Origin of the sequence: Paracoccus marcusii, from assembly GCF_028621715.1 — a bacterium.
Taxonomy (GTDB): domain Bacteria; phylum Pseudomonadota; class Alphaproteobacteria; order Rhodobacterales; family Rhodobacteraceae; genus Paracoccus; species Paracoccus marcusii.
Window position 1 is genome coordinate 1,992,939 of record NZ_CP117466.1, and the last position, 25,568, is coordinate 2,018,506.

Below are 25,568 nucleotides of genomic sequence, written 5' to 3' on the forward strand. Positions count from 1 at the left end.
TGCCGTCTCCCCCTCTAATGCGCCGTCAGCTTGTCCAGGGCGCCGGGCTTGTCATGGATGGCAAGCCGGTCGACCAGCGTCTCCGAGGCGGCGTTCATGCCGATCAGCTGCACCTGCGCGCCGTCGCGCCGGAACTTCAGGATCGCCATGTCCAGCGCCTGCACCGAGCTGATGTCCCAGATATGCGCCCCTCTGACGTCGATGGTGACATGATCCAGCGGTTCTGCAAAGTCGAACGCGGCCATGAAATCCTCGACCGAGGCATAGAACATCTGCCCCTCGACGACATAGGTCCGGCTGCGGCCGTCCGCCGACAGGGTCGAGGTCACGCGGAACAGCTGCGCGATCTTGGCGGCGAAGAAGATCCCCGACAGCAGCACGCCCACCAGCACCCCGATGGCCAAGTTGTGGGTCCAGACGACCGTGGCGACGGTCGCCAGCATCACCACCGACGACGAGCGCGGATGGGTGCGCAGATTGGCCAGCGACGACCAGCTGAACGTGCCGATGGACACCATGATCATGATCGCGACCAGCGCGGGCATGGGGATGCGGCTGACCAGATCGCCCAGTCCCACGACCAGGATCAGCAGCGCCACCCCGGCGGTAAAGGACGACAGCCGCCCACGCCCGCCGGATTTGACGTTGATCATTGACTGGCCGATCATGGCGCAGCCCGCCATCCCGCCGATGAAGCCGGTCGCGGTGTTGGCCAGGCCCTGGCCGATGCATTCCTGGTTGCGGTTGCTGCGCGTGTCGGTCAGCTCGTCCACCAGGTTCTGGGTCATCAGGCTTTCCAGCAGGCCCACGATGGCGACCGCGATGGAATAGGGCAGGATGATCTGCAGCGTCTCCAGCGTCAGCGGGATGTCGGGGATCAGGAACATCGGCAGCGTGTCGGGCAGCGCGCCCATGTCGCCCACCGTACGCACGTCCCATCCGAAGGTCATCGCAAGTCCGGTCAGCACGACGATGGTGACCAGGGGCGACGGGATCGCCTTGGTGATGCGCGGGAACAGGTAGATGATCGCCAGCGACGCCGCGACCAGCACGTAGGTGAACCAGGTCACGCCGGGTGCGGACAGGTCCAGTTCGGGCAGCTGCGCCATGAAGATCAGGATCGCCAGCGCGTTCACGAACCCGGTCATCACCGATTTCGAGACAAAGCGCATGAAGCGTCCCAGACCGGCCAGGCCGCAGCCGATCTGTATTAGGCCGGCCAGCACGGTGGCCGCCAGCAGGTATTCAAGCCCGTGATCGCGCACCAGCGTGATCATCAGCACCGCCGTCGCCGCCGTCGCGGCCGAGATCATGCCGGGACGCCCGCCGGTGATCGCGGTGATGACCGCGATCGAGAAGCTGGCATACAGCCCCACCTTGGGGTCCACGCCCGCGATGATGGAAAAGGCGATGGCCTCGGGGATCAGCGCCAGGGCCACGACAAGGCCCGAAAGCAGGTCGGGCCTGATGTTGCCCAGCCATTCGTTCTTGTAGGTCGTCAGTGAAAACATGTGTCATCCGTTCCTGACCGGGCCGTCGTGGCCTGCGGTCCGACAGTCAAGTGTCAAGGTTCGAATTGTCCGGCGGATCGGCGGCCGGAAGAGCCACCCGGAATCTCACCGGGTCCATGCACGTGTCGGGCTGATAGCCGCAAAGAGGCCGCTGGCGCAACCCCCTTGCGGCCGGGGGGCCTCAGCTGCGGGTGCGCAGCAGGCCCATGATATCCTTGGTCCGCTCCAGGATCGGCATGGCGACGGCCGCCGCGCGGTCGGAACCGTCGGCCAGGATCGCGTCGATCTGGGCGGGGTCGGCCATGTATTCGGACATGCGCCGGGTGATGGGCGACAGCGCCTCGACCGCGACCTCGGCCAGGGCGGGCTTGAACGCGCCGAAGCCCTGGCCCTCGAACCGGGCCAGGACCTGGTCGGGGGTCTCGTCCGTCAAGGCGGCATAGATGTTGATCAGGTTGCGCGCCTCGGGGCGATCCTTCAGACCGTCCATCTGGCCGGGCAGGGGGTCGGCATCGGTGCGCGCCTTGCGGATCTTCTGGGCGATGGTGTCGGCGTCGTCGGTCAGGTTGATGCGGCTGGCATCCGACGGATCGGATTTCGACATCTTCTTTGACCCGTCGCGCAGGGACATGACCTTGGTGGCCACGCCTTCGATCAGCGGTTCGGTGATCGGGAAATGGGTGACGCCGTAATCGTGGTTGAACTTGGCCGCGATGTCGCGGGTCAGTTCCAGGTGCTGCTTCTGATCCTCTCCGACGGGCACGGCGGTCGCCTGATAGGTCAGGATGTCGGCCGCCATCAGCGCCGGATAGGCCAGAAGGCCCAGGCTGACGTTCTCGGCGTTCTTGCCGGCCTTGTCCTTGAACTGCGTCATCCGGTACATCCAGCCGACGCGCGCGACCGTGTTGAACAGCCACGCCATCTCGGCATGGGCGCTGACCTGGGACTGGTTGAACAGGATCGATTGCGCGGGGTCCACGCCCGACGCCATGAAGGCCGCCGCCGCCTCGCGCGTGCGCGACAACAGGATCTGGGGGTCCTGCCAGACGGTGATCGCGTGCAGGTCGACGATGCAGTAGATCGTCTGCGCGTCCGGGCCCTGCAGGGCCGCGAACCGCTTGAGCGCGCCAAGGTAGTTACCAAGCGTCAGCCCGCCCGACGGCTGGATGCCGGAAAAGATGCGTGGGCGGAACTGGGCGTTGATCGGGTCGGACATGAGCGGCCTGCCTTGGAATTTCCTGCCCGCTGGCTTAGCGGTTGACCGGTGCCTTCGCAACCCAAGGAAACCCCATGCGATCAAGCCTGCCTGAATCGCCGCTGAACCCGCTGCCGCCCGTGATCTGGCTGCTGACCGTGCCCGTCATCGCCTCCGAGGCGGTCTTTGCCCTGGGCGGCGCGGGCCTGATCGGCGGGGCCGAGGGCGTGGGCCTGCGCCTGTCCGCGATCCGCATGGCGGCGTTTCCGCCCGAACTGGCACAGCGGGCCTGGACGTTGGGGGCGTTCGATGTGGAACAGATGTACCGGTTCCTCAGCTTCGTGTTCATCCATGTCAACGCCATGCATGCGCTGTTCGTCGTGGTGTTCACGCTGGCTTTGGGGAACATGGTCGCGCAGAACTTCCGCCCCTGGGCGGTGCTGGCGCTGTATTTCGGGTCGGCCATCGGCGGTGCGCTGGTCTATGCCGCGATCATCCAGGCGGTGGGCGCGCGGTCCGCACCACTGATCGGCGGCTATCCGGCGGTCTATGGGCTAGTGGGGGCGTTCACCTTCCTGATCTGGACGCGGCTGGCGGCCGAGAACGCGAACCGGATGCGGGCCTTCACGCTGATCGGCATGCTGTTGCTGTTCCAGCTGGTCTTCGGCCTGATCTTCGGCGGCGCGGGCCTGGGCTGGATCGCCGAGATCGCGGGCTTTGGGTTCGGGTTCGCGCTGTCCTTCGTGCTGGTCGACGGGGGCATGGCCCGCGCGCTGGCGCAGCTGCGCCAGCGTTAACCGCGCCGGACGGCGGCGCGCAGTTCCGACGGGCGATAGCCGACGATGACAAAGGCCAGCGCGAAATAAAGCGCGGCGCCGCCAAAGACCAGGATCGCCAGCCCCGCGCCGCGACCCAGGCCCGCGGCCTCCAGCCAGCCGCGGGTTGCCCACAGGACGGCGGCCATCAGCGCCGATGCCAGCAGGATGCGCGGGAACGACCGGCGCAGGCGCGCATCGGCGCGCGCCGCCTGACCCATCGACCGGGTGCCCCACCACAGCTGCGCCACCATGATCCAGGCCGCGATGGTCGTGCCAAGCGCCGCCGCCAGGAAGCCGAAGATCGGCATCAGGCCAAAGGCCGCGACGGCGTTCACCACCATCGAGATCAGGGCAAAGCGGAACGGGGTCCTGGTATCCTCGCGCGCGAAATACAGCGGCTGCAGGATCTTCTGCAGCACGAAGGCCGGCAGGCCAAAGGCATAGACGATCAGCGCCGCCGCCGTCTGCTGCGTGTCGAATGCGGTGAAGGCGCCGCGTTCGAACAGCGTGCTGACCATCGGTTCCGCGATCACCGCGATCGCGAAGGCCGAGGGCAGCGTCAGGAACAGCCCGAATTCCGTGGCGCGGGAATAGGCCGACTGGCCGCCCGCGTGGTCCTCGGCCCGGATGCGGCGGGCCAGTTCGGGCAGCAGGACGACCGCGACCGCCGCGCCCACCACGCCCAGAGGCAGCTGATACAGCCGGTCGGAATAGGACAGCCAGGCTATCGCGCCCTCGAACCGGGATCCGACCTGGCGGCCCACCAGCAGGTTGATCTGCACGACGCCGCCCGCGAATGCCGCGGGCAGGGCCACCGCGATCAGGCGGCGCATGTCGGGCGTCAGGCGCGGGCGGTGCGGCCAGAACGTGTATCCGGTCCGCCGCGCGTCCCACCAGACCAGCGCCAGCTGCGCGACGCCGGTGACGGGCGTGGCCCAGGCCAGGGTCAGGCCCAGGTCCCATCCCTGCCAGCGCCCCAGTCCCATCGCCACGATGAACAGCAGGTTCAGCAGCACCGGCGCCGCCGCCGCCGCCGTAAAGCGGCCGTTCGCGTTCAAGACGCCCGAGATCATCGAGGCCATCGAGATCAGCAGGATATAGGGGAACGTGATCCGCCCGTATTCGACCGCCAGGTCGAACCGTTCGTCGCCCGCGAACCCCGACGCCATCAGCCAGACCAGCCCCGGCATGAAGATCATCGCCACCGCCGACAGCGCCAGCACCGTCATGAACAGCCCCGAGAACGCCTCGCGCGCGAAACGCTGCGCGTCGGCCGGGTCGTCCAGCTTCTTCGAGAACATCGGGATGAAGGCGGTGTTGAACGCGCCCTCGGCGAAGAAGCGGCGGAACATGTTGGGCAGGGACAGCGCGATCAGGAACGCCTCGGCCACGGCGCCGGTGCCCAGCCAGGCGGCCATCAGGATGTCGCGCACGAAACCCGACGCGCGCGAGATCAGCGTCCATAGCCCAACGGAGAGGAACCCCCGCACCAATCCGGATTTCATGCCTGTTCAGCCTCGGCCCGTTTCACGCCGTCGGCGATCGCCGTGCGCAGTTTCTTTTCCAGCCCGTCACGTTTCGCGGGGCTGTGCAGCTTCAGGCCGAACATGTCCTTGACGTAGAAGCTGTCGACCACCTGCGCCCCATAGGTCGCAATGACGGCGCTGACAATCTGGATGTGGTTCGCGGCCAGCGTCCGCGTCAGGTCGTACAGCAGGCCGGGGCGGTCGCGGGTGTCGACCTCGATGATGGTATAGATGTCGCTGCCTTCGTTGTCGAAGGTGATGTGGGTCGGGAACTTGAACTCTCGGTTGCGCTTTTTCGGCTTGTCCCGGCTGGCAAAGGCCTCGCGGGCGACGATCTCTCCGGCCAGGGTGCGCAGGATGGTCTGGCGCAGGCGGGGCAGGCGATCCTCGGCAAAGGGGTGGCCCTCCGCGTCCTGGACCCAGAAGACCGCCGTCGCATAGCCGTCCCGCGTGGTATAGGTGCGCGCGTCGACCACGTTCGCCCCGGTCAGCGTCAGCGCCCCGGCCAGCCGCGAGAAGATGCCCGGATGGTCCGACAGCACGAAGGCCGCGCGGGTCGCATCCCGGTCGGGATCGGCGCGCAGGTCGATGCGGATCTCGTCCGGGCCCAGGCCTGACAAAAGGTCGGCGAAGACGGCCTGCGTCTGGGTCTGCAGGCCCGACCAATAGGCGTCGTAATGGCGCCCCAGTTCGGCGCGGATGGTGCGGGCGTCCCAGCCCTTGGCAATCAGCAGGTGGCGCAGCGAACGTTTCGCCTCGGTCTGGCGACGGTCGCGGTTCAGCTCCTCCAGCCCGTTCTCCAGCGCGGCCGCGGTCTCCTGGTGCAGCTGGCGCAGCAGCGCGGCCTTCCAGTTGTTCCAGGTGCCCGGGCCCACGCCGCGGATGTCGCAGACGGTCAGCACCAGAAGCATGTCCAGCCGCTTGCGCGTCTTCACCGCCTTGGCAAAGTCGCGCAGCGTGCGCGGGTCGCTGATGTCGCGTTTCTGCGCCACGTCCGACATCAGCAGGTGATGGCGCACCAGCCATTCGACCGTGTCGATGTCGTCCTGGGCAAAGCCGAAGCGCGCCGCGATCCGCCGCGCGATACGCGCCCCCAGGATCGAATGATCCTCGGGGCGGCCCTTGCCGATGTCGTGCAGCAGGGTCGCCAGGTACAGCACGCGACGGTTCACACCGGCCTGGATGATCTCCGACGACAGTGGCAGGTCCTCGGGGTGTTCGCCGCGCTCGATCTCGGCCAGGGCGGCGACGCATTGGATGGAGTGTTCGTCCACGGTGTAGTGGTGATACAGGTTGAACTGCATCATCGCCACGACGGGTTCGAATTCCGGGATGAAGGCGGCCAGCACGCCCAGTTCGTTCATGCGCCGCAGCGCGCGTTCGGGGTTTCCATGCCGCAACAGCAGGTCCATGAAGATGCGGATCGCCTCGGGGTCGGACTGCACCTTGTCGTCGATGCGGTCCAGGTTCGCGGCCACCAGGCGCAGCGCCTCGGGGTGGATCAGCACGCCGGTGCGCAGGGCCTCCTCGAACAGGCGCAGGATGTTCAGCGGGTCGGCCAGGAAAGTCGCCTCGGTTTCATAGGACAGGCGACCCTGCTGATCGACGAAACCCGCGCGCATCTTGCGCCGCCGACGAAAGATGCGGCCCAGGAAGGGTGCTGCGCGGACATGGCGGGTCTCCAGTTCCGTCAGGAAGACGCGGGTCAACTCTCCGACACGGGTGGCGTGGCGGAAATAGTCCTGCATGAAGTACTCGACCGCGCGCCGGGCGGTGGTGTCGACATAGCCCATGCGCCGCGCCACCTCGACCTGCATATCAAAGGACAGCACGTCCGACGGCCGCCCCGCGATCAGATGCAGGTGGCTGCGCACCGCCCACAGGAAATCCTCGGCCTGCCAGAAGGCCAGATGCTCGTCGCGGGTGAAGACGCCCAGATCGACCAGCTCGACCGCCCGGTCGACGCGGTGGATGTATTTCGCGATCCAGTACAGCGTCTGCAGGTCGCGCAGGCCGCCCTTGCCCTCCTTGACGTTGGGTTCCAGGACATAGCGCTGGCCGCCCTGCCGGGTGTGGCGCGCGGCGCGTTCCTCCAGCTTGGCCTCGATGAATTCGGGGATGGTCCGCTCGAACAGTTCCGCCCACAGGCGGGTGCGCAGCTCCTCGGCCAGGGGGGCGTGGCCCGTGACCAGGCGGTGTTCCACCAGCGAGGTGCGGATCGTCATGTCCGCCGCACCAAGGCGCAGGCAGTCGTCCACGCTGCGGATCGAATGGCCGATCTTCAGCTTCAAATCCCACAGCATGTACAGCATCGATTCGACGACGCTTTCCGCCCAGGGGGTGATCTTCCACGGGGTCAGGAACAGCAGGTCCACGTCGGAGGACGGCGCCATCTCGGCCCGGCCATAGCCGCCGACGGCCAGCACGGCCAGGCGCTGCGTCTCGGACGAGGACTGCTGGGGGTGCAGGCGTGTCGTCGCCACGTGGTGGACCGCGGTGACCAGCGCATCCGTCATCATGGCGATGGCACGCACCGTCTCGCGCGCGGCGCGGGGATGGGTGGCAAAGGCGGCCTCGATCGCCTCCATCGTCACGGATCGCGTCAGGGCCAGCATCGCCACGGTCTGCGCGCGGATCTGGCGGGGGTCGGTGGTTCCCGCCAGCTGCCGGTCCAGGCGGGCCAGCAGCTGGTTGGTGTCCAGGTCGGGTCGGGCCGCGACGATGGTCATCGGTCGGTGCGTCCGGCCCCGGTCACGACCCCAGCCCGCGCGAATTGCGCGGTGCGGGGTCCAGCACGACCAGCTGGCCACCGCGGATGGTGGCGACCGCCAGGCCACGCTGGACGGTGCCATCGCGCTGCAGGCGGAAGACGCCGCCCACGCCGTTGAAGCCCGCGCGCTGCGTCAGGCCCGTGGTGGTCAGCGCGTTGCGCTGTCCATTGCGCACCAGCGAGGAGATCGCCGCGACCCCGTCATAGGCCAGCGAGGCCAGCTGATGGGGCGCCTCGCCATAGGCACCGGCATAGCGGGCCTCGAACTGGCGCTGCAGGGTCTGGTCGGGGATCGCGAACCACCCCTCGGCCAGCTGCGGCATGCCGAGGCGCGACGAGGGTTGGTCCCACCGGGTCAGGCCGATCATCTGCGTGCCGGGCGACCGCACGCCCGCCGCCGCCAGCTGTTCGGTCAGATAGGGCAGGACGGCCTGGTTGTTGGCGGTCATGAAGACCGCGTCGATCGACCCCGACGTCGCGGCCTGGGTGATGCGGGGCACCACGCCGTCGACCCCGGTGATCGAGACCGGGTGGTCGACCCGACCCGCCATGCGGGCGCCGTTGCGGGCGATCGCGGCCTCGATCGCGCGGCCGCCCAGCTGGCCCGCCACGTCGTTCTCGGCCACGACCAGCACGTTGCGCTTGTTCTGCGTCATGCCGTACCCGACCAGGCGGTCGGCCACGTTCTCGAAGCTGTTGCCCAGGATGAAGACGTTGCCGCCTGCGACCTGGGTGTTGTTGGAAAATGTCAGCACGTTGATGTTGCGCGCCTTCATGGCGTTGCCCACCGCGTTGGCGCCTTCGGCGAACAGCGGGCCCAGCACGATCTGCGCGCCCGCGTCGGCGGCGGCATTGGCCTGCGCCACCGCGCTTTCGGTCGATGCGCCGCTGTCATAGACGCGCAGGTCGATGGTCGCGCCCTGGGCGTCGGCCGCGGCCATGCGGGCCGCATTCTTCAGGCTGCGGGCCAGCCACTCCAGGTCGTCCGACCCGGTCCCGCCCGGCGCCAGCAGCGCCACGCGCACCGGTTCGGACGGGTCGATCAGGGGGCCCGTCTCGGGGCCGCTGGCCTGCGTGGTTCCGCCGGTCGGCTCGCACGCGGCCAGAAACAGGGCCGATACCACCGTCGCCGCTTTCAAAAGGACATGGCGCAGACCCGCAGGCCGGGTTGTGGCGAAGGCTGACATGTGAAACTTCCCTGCTTTATGTTATGACGCGCGCGGATGGCGGCAGCCTATGTCCTGTCTTTGCGATTGGCAATCAGCGCCGGCCCCGTGCGGGCCGGAACCGGAGGCAGGATGACCGACCGCCGCGACCCCCCGAACCATGGGCCGAACCCCAGGCCGAACCCTATGCCGAACTCTGGGCAGGACCCCGCCCGCCGCCTGGCCGCGCATGTCGAGGCCGCGCGCCTGGACCCCGGCCTGTACCTGGTCGCGACCCCCATCGGGGCGGCCCGCGACATCACGCTGCGCGCGCTGGACGTGCTGAACAGCGCTGACATGCTGGCGGCCGAGGACACGCGCGTGCTGCGCCATCTTCTGGACATCCACGGCGTGCCGCTGCGCGGGCGGCGCATCCTGTCCTATCACGACCACAACGGCGACCGGGCGCGTCCCGCGCTGCTGGCGGCGCTGTCGGACGGGGCCAGCGTGGCGTACTGTTCCGATGCGGGCACGCCGCTGGTGGCCGATCCCGGCTATCGGCTGGCGCTGGACGCGGCAGAGGCCGGGGCGCGGGTCCATGCGCTGCCGGGGCCGTCCTCGGCGCTGGCGGCGCTGACGCTGGCGGGGCTGCCAAGCGACCGGTTCCTGTTCCTGGGCTTTCCGCCGCCGACCCAGTCCGCGCGCCAGACCTGGCTGCGCCGCTGGATGGCGGTCGATTCGACGCTGATCCTGTTCGAGAGCCCGCGCCGCGTGTCCCGCACGCTGGAGGATCTGGCCTTGATCGACCCCACCCGCATCACCGTCGTCGCGCGCGAGCTGACCAAGAAGTTCGAGGAAGTCATCCGCGGCACCGCTGCCGACTTGTCCGCCGATCCGCGCATGGCCACGCTGAAGGGCGAGGTGGTGATGGTCCTTGACCGCCCCTCCGCCGTGGAGATGGACGAGGACCACGTGCGCGCCGTCCTGACTGCGCATATGCGCACCATGTCCGTCAAGGACGCCGCCCGCGAGGCCGCGCAGGAGCTGGGCCTGCCGCGCCGCGACGTCTATCAGCTGGCGCTTGGGCTGGCGGATCGTGACTAAGCCGGGCGGCAGGCGCGCGGGCCGGGGCCGCACCGCCGACCTGTCCGGCCGCCTGGCCGAGGAGAGCGTCCTGCGCCTCTATCATCAGCGCGGCGCGCAGGTTCTGGCCACGCGCTGGCGCGGGCAGGGGGCCGAGATCGACCTGATCGTGCAGGACGGTCCCGACCTGGTCTTCGTCGAGGTCAAGGCGTCGCGCAGCCATGCCGACGCCGCCCTGCACCTGCTGCCCGCGCAGATGCGCCGGATCACCCAAGCCGCGCTGGAATATTGCGACCGACAGGGCCTGGGCGAGGTTTCCATGCGTTTCGACGTGTCGTTGGTGGATGCCACCGGTCGGGTGGAGCTGATCCCCAATGCCTTCGGCGAGGTCTGAGGCAGGCTTGCATCCGTCCCGGCGGCGGGCCACAACTTGTCCGAAATTCAGGAGGGCCCCATGAGCCTGTATGTCGCCTTGCAGATGGACCCGATCGAGGATGTCTCGATCCACGCCGACAGCACGTTCCGCATCGGCCTGGAGGCCGAGGCCCGCGGCCACCGGCTGTTCCAGTACACCGTCGATCAGCTGCGCTATGACGAGGGGCGCATCGTCGTGCGCGGCCGCCCCGTCACCCTGCGCCGGACCGAGGGCGACCACGTCACCTTCGGCGACTGGACCGAGGTCGAGGCCGGCGATTTCGACGTGATCTGGCTGCGCCAGGACCCGCCCTTCGACATGGGTTACGTGACCTCGACCCATCTGCTGGACCGGGTGCATCCCCAGACGCTGGTGGTCAACGACCCGTTCTGGGTCCGGAACTGCCCCGAAAAGCTGATGGTGCTGGATTTTCCCGACCTGACGCCGCCCACCATGATCGCCCGCGACCCCGCTGCCTTCAAGGCGTTCCGGGCGCGCCACGGAGAGATCATCGTCAAGCCGCTTTACGGCAATGGCGGGGCGGGGGTGTTCCACCTGAAGCCCGGCGACCCGAACCTGTCGGCCCTGCTGGAGACCTTCGCGGGCATCAACCGCGAACCCATGATCGCACAGAAATACCTGCCCGCCGTGGTCAAGGGCGACAAGCGCATCATCCTGGTCGACGGCGAACCCGTGGGCGCCATCAACCGCGTCCCGCAGGAGGGCGAGGCCCGGTCGAACATGCATGTCGGTGGGCGCGCCGAGAAGATCGGCCTGACCGAGCGCGAATTCGAGATATGCACCCGCATCGCCCCCGTGCTGCGCGAGAAGGGCCTGATCTTCACCGGCATCGACGTCATCGACGGCTGGCTGACCGAGATCAACGTGACCTCTCCCACCGGCATCCAGGAGCTGGAGCGGTTCGACGGCATCAACGCCGCCGAGGCCATCTGGGAGGCGATCGAGCGGCGCGTGGCCGCCAAGGGCTAACCCCCCGCGACGAAGGGCAGGCGATAGCTGATCGCCTCGGCCAAGTGGCGGGTCAGGACATGGTCCGACCCGTCCAGATCGGCGATGGTGCGCGCGCTGCGCAAGATGCGGTGATAACCGCGGGCCGTCAGGCCCAGCCTTTCCGACGCCTTCAGGATCAGCGCGCGCCCGTCCGCATCGGGCGCGGCGATCGCGTCCAGCAGCGGTGGCGGCGCATCGGCGTTCACCGTCACGCCGGGATGGTTGCGGAACCGCTTTGCCTGGATCGCGCGGGCCGCCGCGACGCGGGCCGCCACCGTCGCGGACGTGTCGCCCGCCGGCAGGTCCAGGTCGGTCAGGCTGACGCCCGGCACCTCCAGCCGCAGATCGAACCGGTCCATCAGCGGCCCGGAGATCTTGCCCAGATAGCTGTCGCCGCAGACCGGCGCGCGCGAACAGGCCCGGCCCGGATCGGCCAGATAGCCGCAGCGGCACGGGTTGGCCGCCGCGATCAGGAGGAACCGGCTGGGATAGCGGATATGCGCGTTGGCGCGGCTGACGAAGACCTCGCCTGTCTCGACCGGCTGGCGCAGGCTTTCCAGCACCTTGCGGTCGAATTCCGGCAGCTCGTCCAGGAACAGCACGCCGTTATGGGCCAAGCTGATCTCTCCCGGCTTGGCCTTGGGACCGCCGCCGACGATGGCCGGGGATGACGCGGTGTGGTGCGGGCTTTGAAAGGGCGCACGGCGCGAGATCTGGCCGTTCTTCAGCAGCCCCGCCACCGAATGCACCATCGAGGTCTCCAGCGCCTCGCGTGCGGTCAGGGGCGGCATCAGGCCGGGCAGGCGTGCCGACAGCATGGATTTGCCCGCGCCGGGGGGACCGACCATCAGCAGGTGATGACGCCCCGCGGCGGCGATCTCCAGCGCGCGTTTGGCGCGTTCCTGGCCGCGGACATCGGACAGGCACGGGGGCTGGGGACCGTCGACGACTTGGCCGGGGCGGGCCGGCGCGATGGGCGCGCGGTCGGTCAGGTGATCGACCACGGCGCGCAGCGTGTCGGCGGCCAGGACGGGAACCTGTTCGATCCACGCGGCCTCGGCGCCGCAGGCGCGCGGACAGATCAGCGCGCGGTCGTCATCCGCCGCCGCGACGGCGGCGGGCAGTGCGCCCGCGACCGCGACCAGCCGCCCGTCCAGCGCCAACTCGCCCAGGGCCACGCAGCGGGCCAGTTCCTCCCGGGGCACGATGTCCAGCGCGGCCAGCACGGCCAGCGCGATTGGCAGGTCGAAATGCGACCCCTCCTTGGGCAGATCGGCAGGCGACAGGTTCACGGTCAGCCGCTTGTTCGGCAGGGCGATGGCCAGCGCGCCAAAGGCCGCACGGACGCGTTCCTTGGCCTCGCTGACGGCCTTGTCGGGCAGACCCACGATGGAGAAGCCGGGCAGGCCTGCCGCCACGGCGCATTGCACCTCGACCAGGCGGGCCTCGATGCCTTCGAAGGCCACGGAATAGGCGATGGCGACCATGTTACCCCTCGGTTGTCCCGGAATGGTTAACGGCAGCAGGCTTAAGGAAGCGTTAACGGGCGCGCTTTCCTTGCGGCAGCGGCGCCGCGTCGCTATCTGGGGCGCAGGACCGATGGGGGTGGCGCATGCAGGGCAGGCGGATATTGCTGATCGTGGGCGGCGGGATCGCGGCCTTCAAGGCGCCGGCGCTGATCCGGCTGCTGCGCGCGGCAGGCGCGTCGGTGACGCCGGTGCTGACAGCTGCGGGCGCGCAGTTCACCACGCCCATGACCCTGTCCGTGCTGGCCGGAGAGCCGGTGCACGACACGCTGTGGGATCAGGGTGCCGAGGCCGAGATCGGCCATATCCAGCTGTCGCGGCAGGCCGATCTGGTCGTCGTGGCCCCGGCCACCGCTGACCTGATGGCCAAGATGGCCCAGGGATCGGCGAATGATCTGGCATCCACCCTGCTGCTGGCGACGGACAAGTGCGTCCTGATCGCGCCGGCGATGAACGTGCGGATGTGGCACCACCCCGCGACACAGCGCAACCTGGCCACGCTGCGGGGCGACGGCGTGCTGTTCGTCGGCCCGGACGACGGCGACATGGCCTGCGGCGAATACGGCGCGGGCCGCATGGCCGAACCCGAGGCGATCGTGGCCGCGATCCGTGCGGCCCTGACCGATGGGCCGCTGACGGGGCGGCATGTGATCGTGACGTCCGGCCCCACGCATGAGCCGATCGACCCGGTGCGCTATATCGCCAACCGCTCCAGCGGGGCGCAGGGGGCGGCGATCGCCGCGGCGCTGCGCGATCTGGGCGCGCGGGTCAGCTTCGTGACCGGCCCCGCATCCGTGCCGGCGCCGCAGGGCGTCGACGTGATCGCGGTGGAAACCGCGCAGCAGATGCGGGATGCGGTCGCGGCTGCGCTGCCCGCCGATGCGGCGGTGATGGCGGCGGCGGTGGCCGATTGGCGCGTGCTGAACGGCAGCGACCAGAAGATCAAGAAGACCGGCGACATGCCGACGCTGCAGATGGCCGAGAACCCGGACATCCTGGCTTGGATCAGCCGCGATGCGCGCCGCCCGCGCCTGGTCGTGGGGTTTGCGGCGGAAACGCAGGACGTGACTGCCCATGCGACCGCGAAGCGGCTGCGCAAGGGCTGCGACTGGATCGTGGCGAACGATGTCAGCCCCGCCACGGGCATCATGGGCGGCAGCCACAACACCGTCACGCTGATCACCGAAACCGGGGCCGAGGACTGGCCGCGGATGGACAAGCATGCCGTGGCGGCCCGGTTGGCCGCGCGGATCGCGGAGGCCTTGGCATGAGAACCTATCTGGACTGGAACGCCACCACGCCGCTGCGCCCCGAGGTCAAGGCCGCCATCACCGAGGCGCTGGAAATCTCTGGCAACCCGTCATCGGTCCATACCGAGGGGCGGGCCGCCAAGATGGCGCTGGAACGCGCCCGTGAGCAGGTGGCCGTGGCCCTGGGCGCGGACGGGGCCGACGTGGTCTTCACCGCCGGCGCGACCGAGGCCGCGGCGATGGTCCTGGGACAGGGCGGGTTCCACTGCGCCCCCGTGGAACACAGCGCCGTCAAGGTCTGGTGCGAGGCGGACCTTGCGGTTGACCGCGACGGCATCGTCACCGTGACCGACCCCGCACGAACCAGTCTGCAGCTGGCCAACAACGAGACCGGCGTGATGCAGGACCTGCCGCAGGGGCTGCATTCCAGCGACCTGACGCAGGCCTTCGGCAAGGTGCCCATGGCGTTCAACTGGCTTGGCGTGACGGCAGGCTTCGTCAGCGCGCACAAGCTGGGCGGGCCAAAGGGAATCGGTGCGCTGATCCTGAAGAAAGGCACCGACCTGCCTCCGCTGATCAAGGGCGGCGGGCAAGAGCAGGGGCGCCGTGCGGGGACCGAGAACCTGATCGGCATCCTGGCCTTTGCCGCCGCCGCTACGGCCGCGCAGCGTGATCTGGACGCCGGGCTGTGGGACGCGGTCCGCGAGCGGCGCGACGCGCTGGAGGCGCGGATCTGCGACATCGCGCCCGGCGCGGTGATCGTCGGAAAGGCCGCGCAGCGCTTGCCGAACACGACATGCCTTCTTACATCGGGGTGGAAGGGCGAAACCCAGGTCATGCAGATGGATCTGGCAGGGTTCGCGATCTCGGCCGGCTCGGCCTGTTCGTCGGGCAAGGTCCGGGCCAGCGGTGCCCTGCAGGCGATGGGGTTCGATGATCAGCTTGCGCAATCGGCGATCCGGATCTCGATAAGCCCCGCTGTTGGGGACGATCAGATCAACCGATTTGCGGATGCTTGGGAAAAGGCGTATTCACGCTGGCGCGACAGGAATGGACCGACCGCGGCCATTTGAGGAAAAGGACTGAAGGATGACGGACATCACCGATCTTGACGTGCGCGAAGGCGTAGACCGGGAAACGGTCGAGACTGTCCAGAACATGGGCAGCTACAAATACGGCTGGAACACCGAGATCGAGATGGACTATGCGCCCAAGGGCGTGAACGAGGATATCGTCCGTCTGATCTCGGCCAAGAACCAGGAACCGGAATGGATGACCGAATGGCGGCTGGAAGCCTATCGCCGCTGGGTCACCATGGCAGAGCCGAAATGGGCGATGCTGAACTATCCCGAGATCGACTATCAGGACCAGTATTACTATGCGCGTCCCAAGAGCATGGAGGAGAAGCCCAAGTCGCTGGACGACGTGGACCCCAAGCTGCTGGCGACCTATGACAAGCTGGGCATCCCGCTGCGCGAGCAGATGATCCTGGCGGGCGTCGAGGGCGCCGAGGATGCGCCCGCCGAGGGTCGCCGCGTGGCCGTGGACGCCGTCTTCGACAGCGTCAGCCTGGGCACGACCTTCAAGGACGAGCTGGCCAAGGCCGGGGTGATCTTCTGTTCGATCAGCGAGGCGATCCGCGAGCATCCCGAACTGGTGCGCAAGTACCTGGGATCGGTCGTGCCGCAGTCGGACAACTATTTCGCGACGCTGAACAGCGCCGTGTTCTCGGATGGCAGCTTCGTCTACATCCCGCCCGGCGTGAAGTGCCCGATGGAGCTGTCGACCTATTTCCGCATCAATGCGGAGAACACCGGCCAGTTCGAACGGACCCTGATCATCGCCGACAAGGGCGCCCATGTCAGCTATCTAGAAGGCTGCACCGCGCCCAAGCGCGACACCAACCAGCTGCATGCCGCAGTCGTTGAGTTGGTCATCCTCGAGGATGCCGAGATCAAGTATTCGACCGTCCAGAACTGGTTCCCCGGCGACGAGGACGGCAAGGGCGGCATCTACAACTTCGTCACCAAGCGCGCCGATTGCCGCGGCGACCGGGCCAAGGTGATGTGGACGCAGGTCGAGACCGGATCGGCGATCACCTGGAAGTACCCGTCCTGCATCCTGCGCGGCAACGAGAGCCAGGGCGAGTTCTATTCGATCGCCATCGCCAACAACTGGCAGCAGGCCGATACCGGCACCAAGATGATCCATTTGGGCAAGAACACGCGCTCGCGGATCGTGTCCAAGGGGATTTCGGCAGGACAGGCGCAGAACACCTATCGCGGGCTGGTCACCATGCACCCGCGCGCCACGAACAGCCGCAACTATACCCAGTGCGACAGCCTGCTGATCGGCGACAAGTGCGGGGCGCATACCGTGCCCTATATCGAGGTCAAGAACAGCAGCAGCCGCGTGGAGCACGAGGCGACGACCAGCAAGGTCGACGACGACCAGCTGTTCTATTGCCGGTCGCGCGGGATGGACGAGGAAGAGGCCGTGGCGCTGGTCGTCAACGGGTTCTGCCGCGAGGTCCTGCAGGCCCTGCCCATGGAATTCGCCATGGAGGCGCAGGCGCTGGTCGCGATCTCGCTGGAAGGCTCGGTGGGCTGATCGATCCGGCCGGGCATTGCTGCCCGGCCACCATAGATGCGGCGCCCCGGTGGCGCCTTTGCCGTTTGAGGGAAATATGCTGAAAATCAACAACCTGCACGTCAAACTTGAGGACGAGGACAAGCAGATCCTGAAGGGTCTGACGCTGGAGGTTCCGGCCGGAGAGGTCCATGCGATCATGGGCCCGAACGGGTCGGGCAAATCCACGCTGTCCTATGTCCTGTCGGGCCGCGACGGCTATGAGGTCACCGACGGCAGCGCCACGCTGGACGGCGAGAGCCTGCTGGACATGGAACCCGAGGAGCGTGCGGCCGCGGGCCTGTTCCTGGCGTTCCAGTACCCGGTCGAGATTCCGGGCGTCGGCAACATGACGTTCCTGCGCACCGCCGTGAACGCGCAGCGCAAGGCGCGCGGCGAGGCCGAGCTGACTGCAGGAGAGTTCCTGAAGGTCGTGCGCGCCAAGGCGGCAGAGCTGCAGATCAGCCCCGACATGCTGAAGCGCCCCGTCAATGTCGGCTTTTCGGGGGGCGAGAAGAAGCGCAACGAGATCCTGCAGATGGCCATGCTGGAGCCCCGCATGTGCATCATGGACGAGACCGATTCAGGTCTGGACGTCGATGCGATGCGCCTTGTCAGCGACGGCGTGAACGCCCTGCGCAGCGAAGGCCGCAGCTTTCTGGTCATCACCCACTATCAGCGCCTGCTGAACCACATCCAGCCGGACGTCGTGCACATCATGTCCAACGGCCGGATCATCAAGTCGGGCGGCCCCGAACTGGCGCTGGAAGTCGAAGAGAACGGCTATGGCGACCTGTTGGCGGAGGCCGGCTGATGTCCGAATCCGCCGTTCAGGAAATCCAGACCCCGCAGGTCACCGGCGCGCCCAAGCCCGCCAATGCGCTGGATGCGCGGCTGGCCGCGACCACGCTGCCCACGGGTGGGTTCACCGCCGCCGCGCGCGCCGACGCGCTGGCACGGCTGCGCGCCATGGGCCTGCCGGGCCCGCGTGACGAATACTGGCGCTATACCGACCCGCGCCCGTTCAACGCGCCCGAGCCGCAGGCGCTGGCCATCGATACGGGCCCGGAATCGCCGCTGTTCACCGCGCGTGACAAACTGACGCTGGTCTTTGTCGACGGCGCGTTCGACGCCTCGGCATCCGACGACCTGTCGCTGGAAGGGATCGAGATCACCACCTTGGCGCAGGCCGACCGGGCGGGCGATCATTGGTCGGCCGACCTGTACGGGACGCTGGAACTGGCCGGTCAGACCCCGGTCAAGCGCCCCTTCGCGGCGCTGAATACGGCCGTGGCGGCCGATGGCCTGCTGATCCGCGTGACAGGCAAGCCTTCGCGTCCGGTGCATGTGCTGCATCGCCGCGGGTCGGACCGCGCGGATGCCGTCTGGCATCACGTGATCCGGGTCGAATCGGGCGCCGAACTGACGCTGCTGGAAAGCGGCATGGTCGGCGCGCGGTCGAACGGCATGATCGAGGCCGATCTGCTGCCGGGCGCCACGCTGCACCACATCGCGGCCAAGCGCGCGGTCGACCCCAAGGTCGGCCTATCGCACCTGTTCGCCCGCGTGGGCGAGGGTGCGGTGCTGAAGAGCTTCGCGCTGGTCGTGAACGGTACGACCATGCGCCACGAGGCCGTCGTGGACATGGTCGGCGACGATGCGGTGGCACATGTCGCCGCGGCGGTGCTGGGCGACGGCGATGTCGGTCCGTTCCACCACGACGACACCGTCTTCGTGACCCATGGCGCGCTGCGCGGCGAAAGCCGGCAGGTGTTCAAGAAGGTCCTGAAGAACGGGGCGACCGGCGTGTTCCAGGGCAAGATCCTGGTCAAGAACGGCGCGCAGAAGACCGACGGCTATCAGATCAGCCAGGCCCTGCTGCTGGACGAGGCCAGCCAGTTCCTGGCCAAGCCCGAGCTTGAGATCTATGCCGACGACGTCAAGTGTTCGCACGGATCCACGACGGGCGCGATCGACGAGGGTGCGTTGTTCTACCTGCGCTCTCGCGGGGTGCCCTATGACCGGGCGATCGTGTTCCTGGTGCTGTCGTTCCTGGCCGACGCCCTGGCCGAGGTCGACGACGAGAGCCTGCGCGACGAGATCAACGAACGGCTGGACGCGTGGCTGACCGAACGCCCGCAGGGATGACCGGCCCGCGCGGCGGGATGGTGCTGCGCGTGCTGGAAAGCTGGTGGGCCCCGCGCCGGGTGGTGCGGGGCCTGTCGGCGATCCCCGACAGCACGCTGCTGGTCGTGCTGATGGTGGCTATGCTGATCACGCTGGTCGGGCAGGCGCCGGGCCTGTCGCGCGCGGCGCAGTTGGACCCGTCGATCCCGCTGGACGCGCGGATCGGGGGTGCGGCCCTTGGGACCATGTTCATGATGCCGCTGGTAGCCTATGCCATGGCGGGGCTGACGGTGCTGCTCAGCCGCCTGACCCCGTGGCGGCTGGAGGCGCGCCATGCGCGTCTGGCGCTGTTCTGGGCGTTGATGGCGGTGGCGCCCGCGACGCTTTTGGGCGGGATGGTGGCGGGGCTGATCGGCCCGTCCCCCGCGCTGACCCTGACCCGCACGGTGGCGGGTGCGGGATTCCTGTTCATCTGGGGCGCCGGGATCATGGCGCTGGCGAGACGCAAATGACCTTCGACGACTTCAAGGCGCTGGCGCGCCGGACCCTGCGCGATCCAGAAGGGGCGGCCCGCTGGTTGATCGACCAGCGCTGGCCGATGCAGGTGCGCTGGATGGCGCTGGTTCTGGCGGTGTCGCTGTCGGGGCTGCTGGCCTACGGCTCGACCCTGCTGTTCCCGCTGCCCTCGGACGAGGGGGCGGCCGTGTTCTCGATCAGCCGGCAGCCGCTGGTCCTGGCCGGAATGCAGCTGGTCGCGATCGTTCTGGGCGCGGGTTTGATGGCCGGGGTCGGGCGCATGTTCGGCGGCCACGGCCGGTTCGAGGATGCCCTGCTGCTGACCGTCTGGATCGAGGTGATGCTGCTGGTCGTGCAATTGGCCCAGATCGTGCTGTCGCTGGCCCTGCCGGGGCTGGCGGGGATCCTGGGGATCATCGCGGTCGCGCTGTTCCTGTGGCTGACGGTGCAGTTCACCAAGGCGCTCCACGGGTTCACCAGCGGCCCCAAGGTGCTGCTGGTCATGTTCGGCACGCTGCTGGTCATGGGATTCGTCCTGTCGTTCTTCATGGCCGCGCTTGGCCTCATGCCGGAGATGCCGCAATGAGCTTTGACGTCAACGCCGTCCGCGCCGATTTTCCGATCCTGTCGACGACGGTCAACGGGCGCCCGCTGGTCTATCTGGACAGCGGCGCCAGCGCGCAGAAGCCGCGCGTCGTGATCGACGCCATCACCCGCGCCTATGAAGGCGAATACGCCAATGTCCATCGCGGCCTGCATTACCTGTCGAACCTTGCGACCGACAATTACGAACGCGTCCGCAGGATCATCGCACGGTTCCTGAACGCGCCCGCGGTCGACGAGGTGATCTTCACCAGCGGCTCGACCGAGGCGCTGAACCTGGTCAGCTATGCCTGGGCCGCGCCGCGCCTGCAGGCCGGCGACGAGATCGTGCTGTCGCTGCTGGAGCATCACGCCAATATCGTGCCCTGGCATTTCCTGCGCGAACGCCAGGGCGTGGTGCTGAAATGGGTCGAACCCGATGCGGATGGCAGCCTGCCGCCGGAAAAGGTGCTGGCCGCGATCACGCCGCGCACGCGGATGCTGGCGCTGACGCACATGTCGAACGTGACCGGGACGGTCGTGGACATCGCGGCGATCCGCCGCGGCACCGACCTGCCGATGGTCGTGGACGGGTCGCAGGCCGCGGTTCACATGCCGGTGGACCTGTCGACGCTTGGCGCCGATTTTTACTGCATCACGGGGCACAAGCTGTACGGTCCCTCTGGCTCGGGTGCGATCTGGATCCGCGCCGACCGACAGGCCGAGATGCGTCCCTTTCTGGGCGGCGGCGACATGATCCGCACCGTCAGCCGCGACGCCGTGACCTATAACGACCCGCCCTTGCGGTTCGAGGCCGGCACGCCCGGCATCGTCAACCAGATCGGACTGGGCGTCGCGCTGGAATACATGATGTCCCTGGGGATGGAGAACATCGCCGCCCATGAGCGCGCGCTGCGCGATCATGCTCGCGACCGCCTGCGGGCGCTGAACTGGCTGCAGGTGCAGGGCGATGCGCCGGGCAAGGGCGCGATCTTCTCCATGACGATGGATGGGGCGCACGCGCATGACATCTCGACCATCCTGGACAAGAAGGGAATCGCGGTCCGTGCGGGCAGCCACTGCGCCATGCCCCTGATGGAGCATCTGGGAATCAATGCCAGCGCCCGTGCCAGCTTTGCGATGTACAACACGCAGGCAGATGTGGACGCGCTGGTCGAAGGATTGATCTTCTGCCGCGAGCTTTTCGCCTGATTCTTGCAAAGATTTCGAGGGGCGTCGAAGAATGCCCGATAAATCTTGCCGGATGGCGGGAATGTCTGCATCCCTGACCCATCATCAGCGATGGGGGCGGGAATGGCCGAGGTTCTGGTTCTGGGTGCGGGTATGGTGGGCGTCAGCACCGGTCTGGCGCTGCAGGCGCGTGGGCATGACGTCACCATCATCGAACGGGGCGTGCCGGGGCGCGAGACCAGCTATGGCAATGCCGGCCTGATCCAGACTGAAGCGGTCGAGCCCTATGCCATGCCGCTGTCGCCCGGCGCGCTGTTCCAGATCGCCCTGGGGCGCGGCTATGACGTGAAATGGACGCCGCAGGGCCTGCTGTCGCAACTGGGCGCGGTCGCGACCTATGCGTGGAATTCGCGGCCTGCCGCGCACAGGCGGGCATCGGTGACCTGGGGCAAGCTGATCCGCCAGTCGACCGACCGTCACGGCCCCTTGATCGCGGCGGCGGGCGCCGACAACATCATCCGCCGCAACGGCTATATCGAGATCCACCGCACCCCCGCCAAGATGGAGGCCGCCCGCAAGACTGCCGAACGTTTCGCGACCGAGTTCGGCGTGCAGGCGCGGCTGATGAGCGGGGCCGACCTGCGCGCCATGGAGCCCGCGATCCGCATCGAGGTCGAGGGCGCGACCCATTGGTCCGACAGCTGGAACTGCGCCGATCCGGGCGGCCTGGTCGCCAGCTATGCGGCGCTGTTCCAGAAGCGGGGCGGGCGCGTCGTGAACGGCGATGCCGGTGACCTGCACCGCCATGGCGCGGGCTGGCGCGCCGACGAGGTCGAGGCGGAACATGCCGTCATCGCGCTTGGGCCCTGGTCGCCGATGCTGACGCAGCGCTTTGGCCTCAAGGTGCCGATGGTATTCAAGCGCGGCTATCACAAGCATTATCACATGGAGCTGCCGCCCCATCACCCGATCGCCGATTTCGGCAATTCGGTCGTGCTGTCGCCCATGCGCCGCGGTCTGCGCATCGCCACCGCGGCCGAGCTGACGCCCCATCCGCGCCTGTCGCCGCCGCAGCTGAAGCATGGCGAAAAGGCCGCGCGCGAGCTGTTTGACATCGGGGCGGCGGTCGAGGCCGAACCCTGGACCGGACGGCGCCCCTGCATGCCCGACATGCTGCCCGTGGTGGGCCGCGTGCCGGACCAGCCGAACCTGTGGGCGCATTTCGGTCACGGCCACCAGGGCTTTACCCTGGGCCCCGTCACGGCTGAAATCCTGGCGGATGAGCTGTCGGGCGGCGAAGGCTGGGCGGAACTTCAGCCGGGGCGCCTGAAACGCGGTTGAAACCGGGCGGCTGCCATCACATCTTGAGGGCAACTCCGAACGGATCAGGAACCTCATGGGTCACAACAACACCAACGCGCCCGTGATGCGCGTTCCCGAAGTGACCCGCCCCAAGCTGGAGGGCGGGAAACGCTTTGCATTGAAAAGCGAATTCGAACCGGCGGGCGATCAGCCCACGGCCATCGCCGAACTGGTGGCGGGCGTCGGCGCCGGAGAGCGCGACCAGGTGCTGCTGGGGGCCACGGGGACGGGCAAGACCTTCACCATGGCCAAGATCATCGAGGAGACGCAGCGTCCCGCGATCATCCTGGCGCCCAACAAGACGCTGGCGGCCCAGTTGTACGGCGAATTCAAGGGATTCTTCCCCGACAACGCGGTCGAGTACTTCGTCAGCTACTATGACTATTACCAGCCCGAGGCCTATGTGGCCCGCAGCGATACCTATATCGAGAAGGAATCGCAGATCAACGAGGCCATCGACCGGATGCGCCACAGCGCCACGCGGGCGTTGCTGGAACGCGATGACGTGATCATCGTGGCCTCGGTCAGCTGCATCTACGGCATCGGTTCGGTCGAGACCTATTCGGCGATGACCCAGGACATGGTCGTGGGTGAAAGCTATGACCAGCGCGAGTTCCTGGGCCAGTTGGTCGCGCAGCAGTACAAGCGGCTGGACACCAGCTTTCAGCGCGGCAGCTTTCGCGTGCGCGGCGATCTGGTCGAGGTCTGGCCCGCCCACCTTGAGGACCGCGCCTGGCGGTTCGACTTTTTCGGCAACGAACTGGAGGCGATCACCGAGTTCGATCCGCTGACCGGGGTCAAGACCGACAGCTTCAAGCAGATCCGCATCTATGCCAGCAGCCACTATGTGACGCCGCGTCCGACGCTGCAGCAGGCGATCAAGGGCATCAAGCAGGAACTGGCGATGCGCCTGAAGCAGCTGACCGAGGAGGGCAAGCTGTTGGAGGCGCAACGCCTTGAGCAGCGCACCGCCTTTGACATCGAGATGCTGGAGGCGACCGGCGTCTGCAACGGCATCGAGAACTACAGCCGCTATCTGACCGGGCGCGCGCCCGGAGAGCCGCCCCCCACGCTGTTCGAGTTCATCCCTGACAACGCCATCGTCTTTGCCGACGAAAGCCACGTGTCGGTTCCGCAGATCGGCGGCATGTACCGGGGCGACTTCCGGCGCAAGTTCACCTTGGCGGAACACGGCTTCCGCCTGCCGTCCTGCATGGACAACCGCCCGCTGAAATTCGAGGAATGGGATGCGATGCGGCCCCAGTCGGTGTTCGTGTCGGCCACGCCTGCGCAATGGGAGATGGACCAGACCGGCGGCGTCTTCACCGAACAGATCATCCGCCCGACGGGCCTTCTGGACCCCAAGATCGAGATCCGCCCGGTCGAGATGCAGGTTGACGACCTGCTGGACGAGGTGCGCCGGGTGACCGCCGCGGGTTACCGCACGCTGGTCACGACGCTGACCAAGCGCATGGCCGAGGATCTGACCGAATACCTGCACGAGCAGGGCATCAAGATCCGCTACATGCACAGCGACATCGACACGATCGAGCGGATCGAGATCCTGCGCGACCTGCGGTTGGGCGCGTTCGACGTGCTGGTCGGCATCAACCTGCTGCGCGAGGGGTTGGACATTCCCGAATGCGGGCTGGTGGCCATTCTGGACGCCGACAAGGAAGGCTTCCTGCGGTCCGAGACGTCGCTGATCCAGACCATCGGCCGGGCGGCGCGAAATTCCGAAGGGCGGGTCATCATGTATGCCGACCGGATCACCGGCAGCATGGAACGCGCCATGGCCGAGACCGAGCGGCGTCGCGCCAAGCAGATGGCCTATAACGAGGAGCACGGCATCACGCCCCAGACGGTCCGCAAGAACGTCGAGGACGTGCTGGCAGGCCTGTGGCAGGGCGACACCGACCAGTCGCGCGTGACCACGAAGGTGGACAAGCCGCTGATCGGCGCGAACCTGGCCGCCCATCTGGACGCGATGCGCACCCAGATGCGCAAGGCCGCAGAGAACCTGGAGTTCGAGGAGGCCGCGCGCCTGCGCGACGAGGTCAAGCGGCTGGAGGCGGTTGACCTGGCGATCTCGGACGATCCGATGGCGCGGCAGTCGGTGATCGAGGAGGCGGCCGAGGCTGCCGTAAAGTCATCGGGCCGTTCGACTGCCGGACGGGCCGGTCAGCGGGGCGGCAACAAGCGGTCCAAGCGCGGCCGCTAGCTGCATTCCACCCGGGCGATCCAGCCCTTGGCGTCCAGGAACATGGTCAGGCGCGCGGGATTGTAGTCGCGCGTCATGACGCCCTGGTTGTGCACCTCGCGCTTGCGCAGGTTCGGCGGCAGGCGGACCTCGCCGATGTTGCGTCCGACCAGGGCTTGGTGCTGGGACAGGTCGCACTGGCGGGCGGGAACGTCATAAGGGCTGCCGGCGCAGGCACCCAAGGCCAGCATCAGCAGCGACGCGCAAAGGACAGGGTGGCGAAAGGGGGTCATGATCACGTCTCTCTCATGTGACAACGGCGTGTTGGAATGCCAACGTGGGCCATGTTCAGTTGTTCCGGTGGCAAGATGATGAAACATACGGTTTGGGTGGCGATGGTGGCATTCTGGCCCGCCGTCGCGCAATCCTCGACAGACGAGGCATGGGCCGAACTGCGCGACCGCACCGTGGCGGAATGCACCCGCCTGGCGCAGGACGCAGCGCCAGACGCGGAACTGTCCGTGACCCCGAACGAATTCGGCACCCAGACCCACGCGCTGGCGCTGGTCGTCGCGACGCTGCCGGACCGTCCGTCGGAACTGTCGGTCTGCCTGCTGGACAAGCAGACCGGCGCGGCGCAGCTGAGCGTTCCGTTCCAGGATCTGCCCGATACCCTGCAGCCCTGACCTGCGTCGGCATGACCGGGGCAGGG

At 67.8% G+C, this 25,568-nt stretch carries 22 protein-coding genes and 1 other annotated feature; of the genes, 15 read left to right on the forward strand and 7 right to left on the reverse strand.

Annotation, left to right across the window (positions count from 1 at the left end):
* Positions 1–14 precede the first annotated feature (14 nt).
* Positions 15–1,511, reverse strand: a complete 1,497-nt coding sequence (locus PRL19_RS09855; protein ID WP_127898127.1) for a SulP family inorganic anion transporter — start codon at positions 1,509–1,511, stop codon at positions 15–17.
* Between the two features lie 63 nt (positions 1,512–1,574).
* Positions 1,575–1,630: a sequence feature (sul1 is cis-regulatory element that is thought to sense ions involved in sulfur or methionine metabolism; They are found in Alphaproteobacteria), on the reverse strand.
* Positions 1,631–1,692: 62 nt separating this feature from the next.
* Positions 1,693–2,727, reverse strand: coding sequence for a tryptophan--tRNA ligase (trpS, locus tag PRL19_RS09860; RefSeq protein WP_273742823.1), 1,035 nt, complete (start codon positions 2,725–2,727; stop codon positions 1,693–1,695).
* Between the two features lie 74 nt (positions 2,728–2,801).
* On the opposite strand from trpS, the gene PRL19_RS09865 reads away from it, so the two are divergent.
* Positions 2,802–3,503 (forward strand): rhomboid family intramembrane serine protease, encoded by a 702-nt coding sequence (locus tag PRL19_RS09865; protein ID WP_273742824.1) that lies wholly within the window; start codon positions 2,802–2,804, stop codon positions 3,501–3,503.
* Here PRL19_RS09865 and murJ read toward each other — a convergent pair.
* Genes murJ through PRL19_RS09880 form a run of 3 tightly spaced genes read right to left on the reverse strand, consistent with a single transcriptional unit; the run spans position 3,500 to position 9,007 of the window.
* Entirely contained in the window at positions 3,500–5,029 is a 1,530-nt protein-coding gene (gene murJ / locus PRL19_RS09870; RefSeq protein ID WP_127898130.1) for a murein biosynthesis integral membrane protein MurJ, read from the reverse strand. The two genes, PRL19_RS09865 and murJ, sit on opposite strands and share 4 nt — an antisense overlap.
* Positions 5,026–7,779, reverse strand: a complete 2,754-nt coding sequence (locus PRL19_RS09875; protein WP_273742825.1) for a [protein-PII] uridylyltransferase — start codon at positions 7,777–7,779, stop codon at positions 5,026–5,028. The genes murJ and PRL19_RS09875 overlap by 4 nt, the downstream gene beginning before the upstream one ends.
* A 22-nt stretch (positions 7,780–7,801) precedes the next feature.
* Positions 7,802–9,007 (reverse strand): penicillin-binding protein activator, encoded by a 1,206-nt coding sequence (locus tag PRL19_RS09880; RefSeq protein ID WP_127898131.1) that lies wholly within the window; start codon positions 9,005–9,007, stop codon positions 7,802–7,804.
* 111 nt (positions 9,008–9,118) lie between these two features.
* On the opposite strand from PRL19_RS09880, the gene rsmI reads away from it, so the two are divergent.
* Genes rsmI through gshB form a run of 3 tightly spaced genes read left to right on the forward strand, consistent with a single transcriptional unit; the run spans position 9,119 to position 11,453 of the window.
* The gene (gene rsmI / locus PRL19_RS09885) at positions 9,119–10,069 is read left to right on the forward strand and encodes a 16S rRNA (cytidine(1402)-2'-O)-methyltransferase (protein WP_273742826.1); all 951 of its coding nucleotides are present in this window, start codon (positions 9,119–9,121) and stop codon (positions 10,067–10,069) included.
* On the forward strand, positions 10,062–10,442 hold the full coding sequence (locus tag PRL19_RS09890) for a YraN family protein (protein ID WP_273742827.1): 381 nt from the start codon (positions 10,062–10,064) through the stop codon (positions 10,440–10,442). The genes rsmI and PRL19_RS09890 overlap by 8 nt, the downstream gene beginning before the upstream one ends.
* A 60-nt stretch (positions 10,443–10,502) precedes the next feature.
* On the forward strand, positions 10,503–11,453 hold the full coding sequence (gene gshB / locus PRL19_RS09895; protein ID WP_045982231.1) for a glutathione synthase: 951 nt from the start codon (positions 10,503–10,505) through the stop codon (positions 11,451–11,453).
* Here the strand turns inward: gshB and PRL19_RS09900 are convergent.
* Positions 11,450–12,961, reverse strand: a complete 1,512-nt coding sequence (locus PRL19_RS09900; protein WP_273742828.1) for a YifB family Mg chelatase-like AAA ATPase — start codon at positions 12,959–12,961, stop codon at positions 11,450–11,452. The genes gshB and PRL19_RS09900 overlap by 4 nt on opposite strands.
* Positions 12,962–13,086: 125 nt before the next feature.
* Here PRL19_RS09900 and coaBC point away from each other — a divergent pair, with 125 nt between their 5' ends.
* The 10 genes from coaBC (at position 13,087) to uvrB (ending at position 24,877) form a co-directional block, all read left to right on the forward strand.
* Positions 13,087–14,271 carry a bifunctional phosphopantothenoylcysteine decarboxylase/phosphopantothenate--cysteine ligase CoaBC gene (gene coaBC, locus PRL19_RS09905; protein WP_273742829.1) on the forward strand — a complete coding sequence of 395 codons (1,185 nt, stop codon included), beginning with the start codon at positions 13,087–13,089 and terminating at the stop codon, positions 14,269–14,271.
* Complete coding sequence (locus tag PRL19_RS09910; RefSeq protein WP_273742830.1) at positions 14,268–15,323, forward strand: cysteine desulfurase family protein; 1,056 nt, start codon at positions 14,268–14,270, stop codon at positions 15,321–15,323. Before coaBC ends, PRL19_RS09910 begins: the two co-directional genes overlap by 4 nt.
* A gap of 16 nt (positions 15,324–15,339) precedes the next feature.
* On the forward strand, positions 15,340–16,860 hold the full coding sequence (sufB, locus tag PRL19_RS09915) for a Fe-S cluster assembly protein SufB (protein ID WP_045982235.1): 1,521 nt from the start codon (positions 15,340–15,342) through the stop codon (positions 16,858–16,860).
* A gap of 76 nt (positions 16,861–16,936) precedes the next feature.
* The gene (sufC, locus tag PRL19_RS09920) at positions 16,937–17,692 is read left to right on the forward strand and encodes a Fe-S cluster assembly ATPase SufC (RefSeq protein ID WP_045982236.1); all 756 of its coding nucleotides are present in this window, start codon (positions 16,937–16,939) and stop codon (positions 17,690–17,692) included.
* Entirely contained in the window at positions 17,692–19,026 is a 1,335-nt protein-coding gene (locus PRL19_RS09925; RefSeq protein WP_273742831.1) for a SufB/SufD family protein, read from the forward strand. The genes sufC and PRL19_RS09925 overlap by 1 nt, the downstream gene beginning before the upstream one ends.
* Positions 18,999–19,517, forward strand: coding sequence for a hypothetical protein (locus PRL19_RS09930; RefSeq protein WP_273742832.1), 519 nt, complete (start codon positions 18,999–19,001; stop codon positions 19,515–19,517). The genes PRL19_RS09925 and PRL19_RS09930 overlap by 28 nt, the downstream gene beginning before the upstream one ends.
* Positions 19,514–20,107: a Yip1 family protein gene (locus tag PRL19_RS09935; RefSeq protein WP_046000959.1), complete on the forward strand. Its 594-nt coding sequence runs from the start codon at positions 19,514–19,516 to the stop codon at positions 20,105–20,107. Before PRL19_RS09930 ends, PRL19_RS09935 begins: the two co-directional genes overlap by 4 nt.
* Entirely contained in the window at positions 20,104–21,315 is a 1,212-nt protein-coding gene (locus PRL19_RS09940) for a cysteine desulfurase (protein WP_273742834.1), read from the forward strand. Before PRL19_RS09935 ends, PRL19_RS09940 begins: the two co-directional genes overlap by 4 nt.
* Positions 21,316–21,417: 102 nt before the next feature.
* Positions 21,418–22,635 carry an NAD(P)/FAD-dependent oxidoreductase gene (locus PRL19_RS09945; protein WP_045982239.1) on the forward strand — a complete coding sequence of 406 codons (1,218 nt, stop codon included), beginning with the start codon at positions 21,418–21,420 and terminating at the stop codon, positions 22,633–22,635.
* Positions 22,636–22,690: 55 nt separating this feature from the next.
* Positions 22,691–24,877, forward strand: coding sequence for an excinuclease ABC subunit UvrB (gene uvrB, locus PRL19_RS09950; RefSeq protein WP_139597686.1), 2,187 nt, complete (start codon positions 22,691–22,693; stop codon positions 24,875–24,877).
* Here uvrB and PRL19_RS09955 read toward each other — a convergent pair.
* The gene (locus PRL19_RS09955; RefSeq protein WP_273742835.1) at positions 24,874–25,155 is read right to left on the reverse strand and encodes an I78 family peptidase inhibitor; all 282 of its coding nucleotides are present in this window, start codon (positions 25,153–25,155) and stop codon (positions 24,874–24,876) included. The genes uvrB and PRL19_RS09955 overlap by 4 nt on opposite strands.
* Positions 25,156–25,224: 69 nt before the next feature.
* Between PRL19_RS09955 and PRL19_RS09960 the strand changes: the two genes are divergently transcribed.
* Positions 25,225–25,542, forward strand: coding sequence for a hypothetical protein (locus tag PRL19_RS09960; RefSeq protein ID WP_217844616.1), 318 nt, complete (start codon positions 25,225–25,227; stop codon positions 25,540–25,542).
* Positions 25,543–25,568 lie beyond the last annotated feature (26 nt).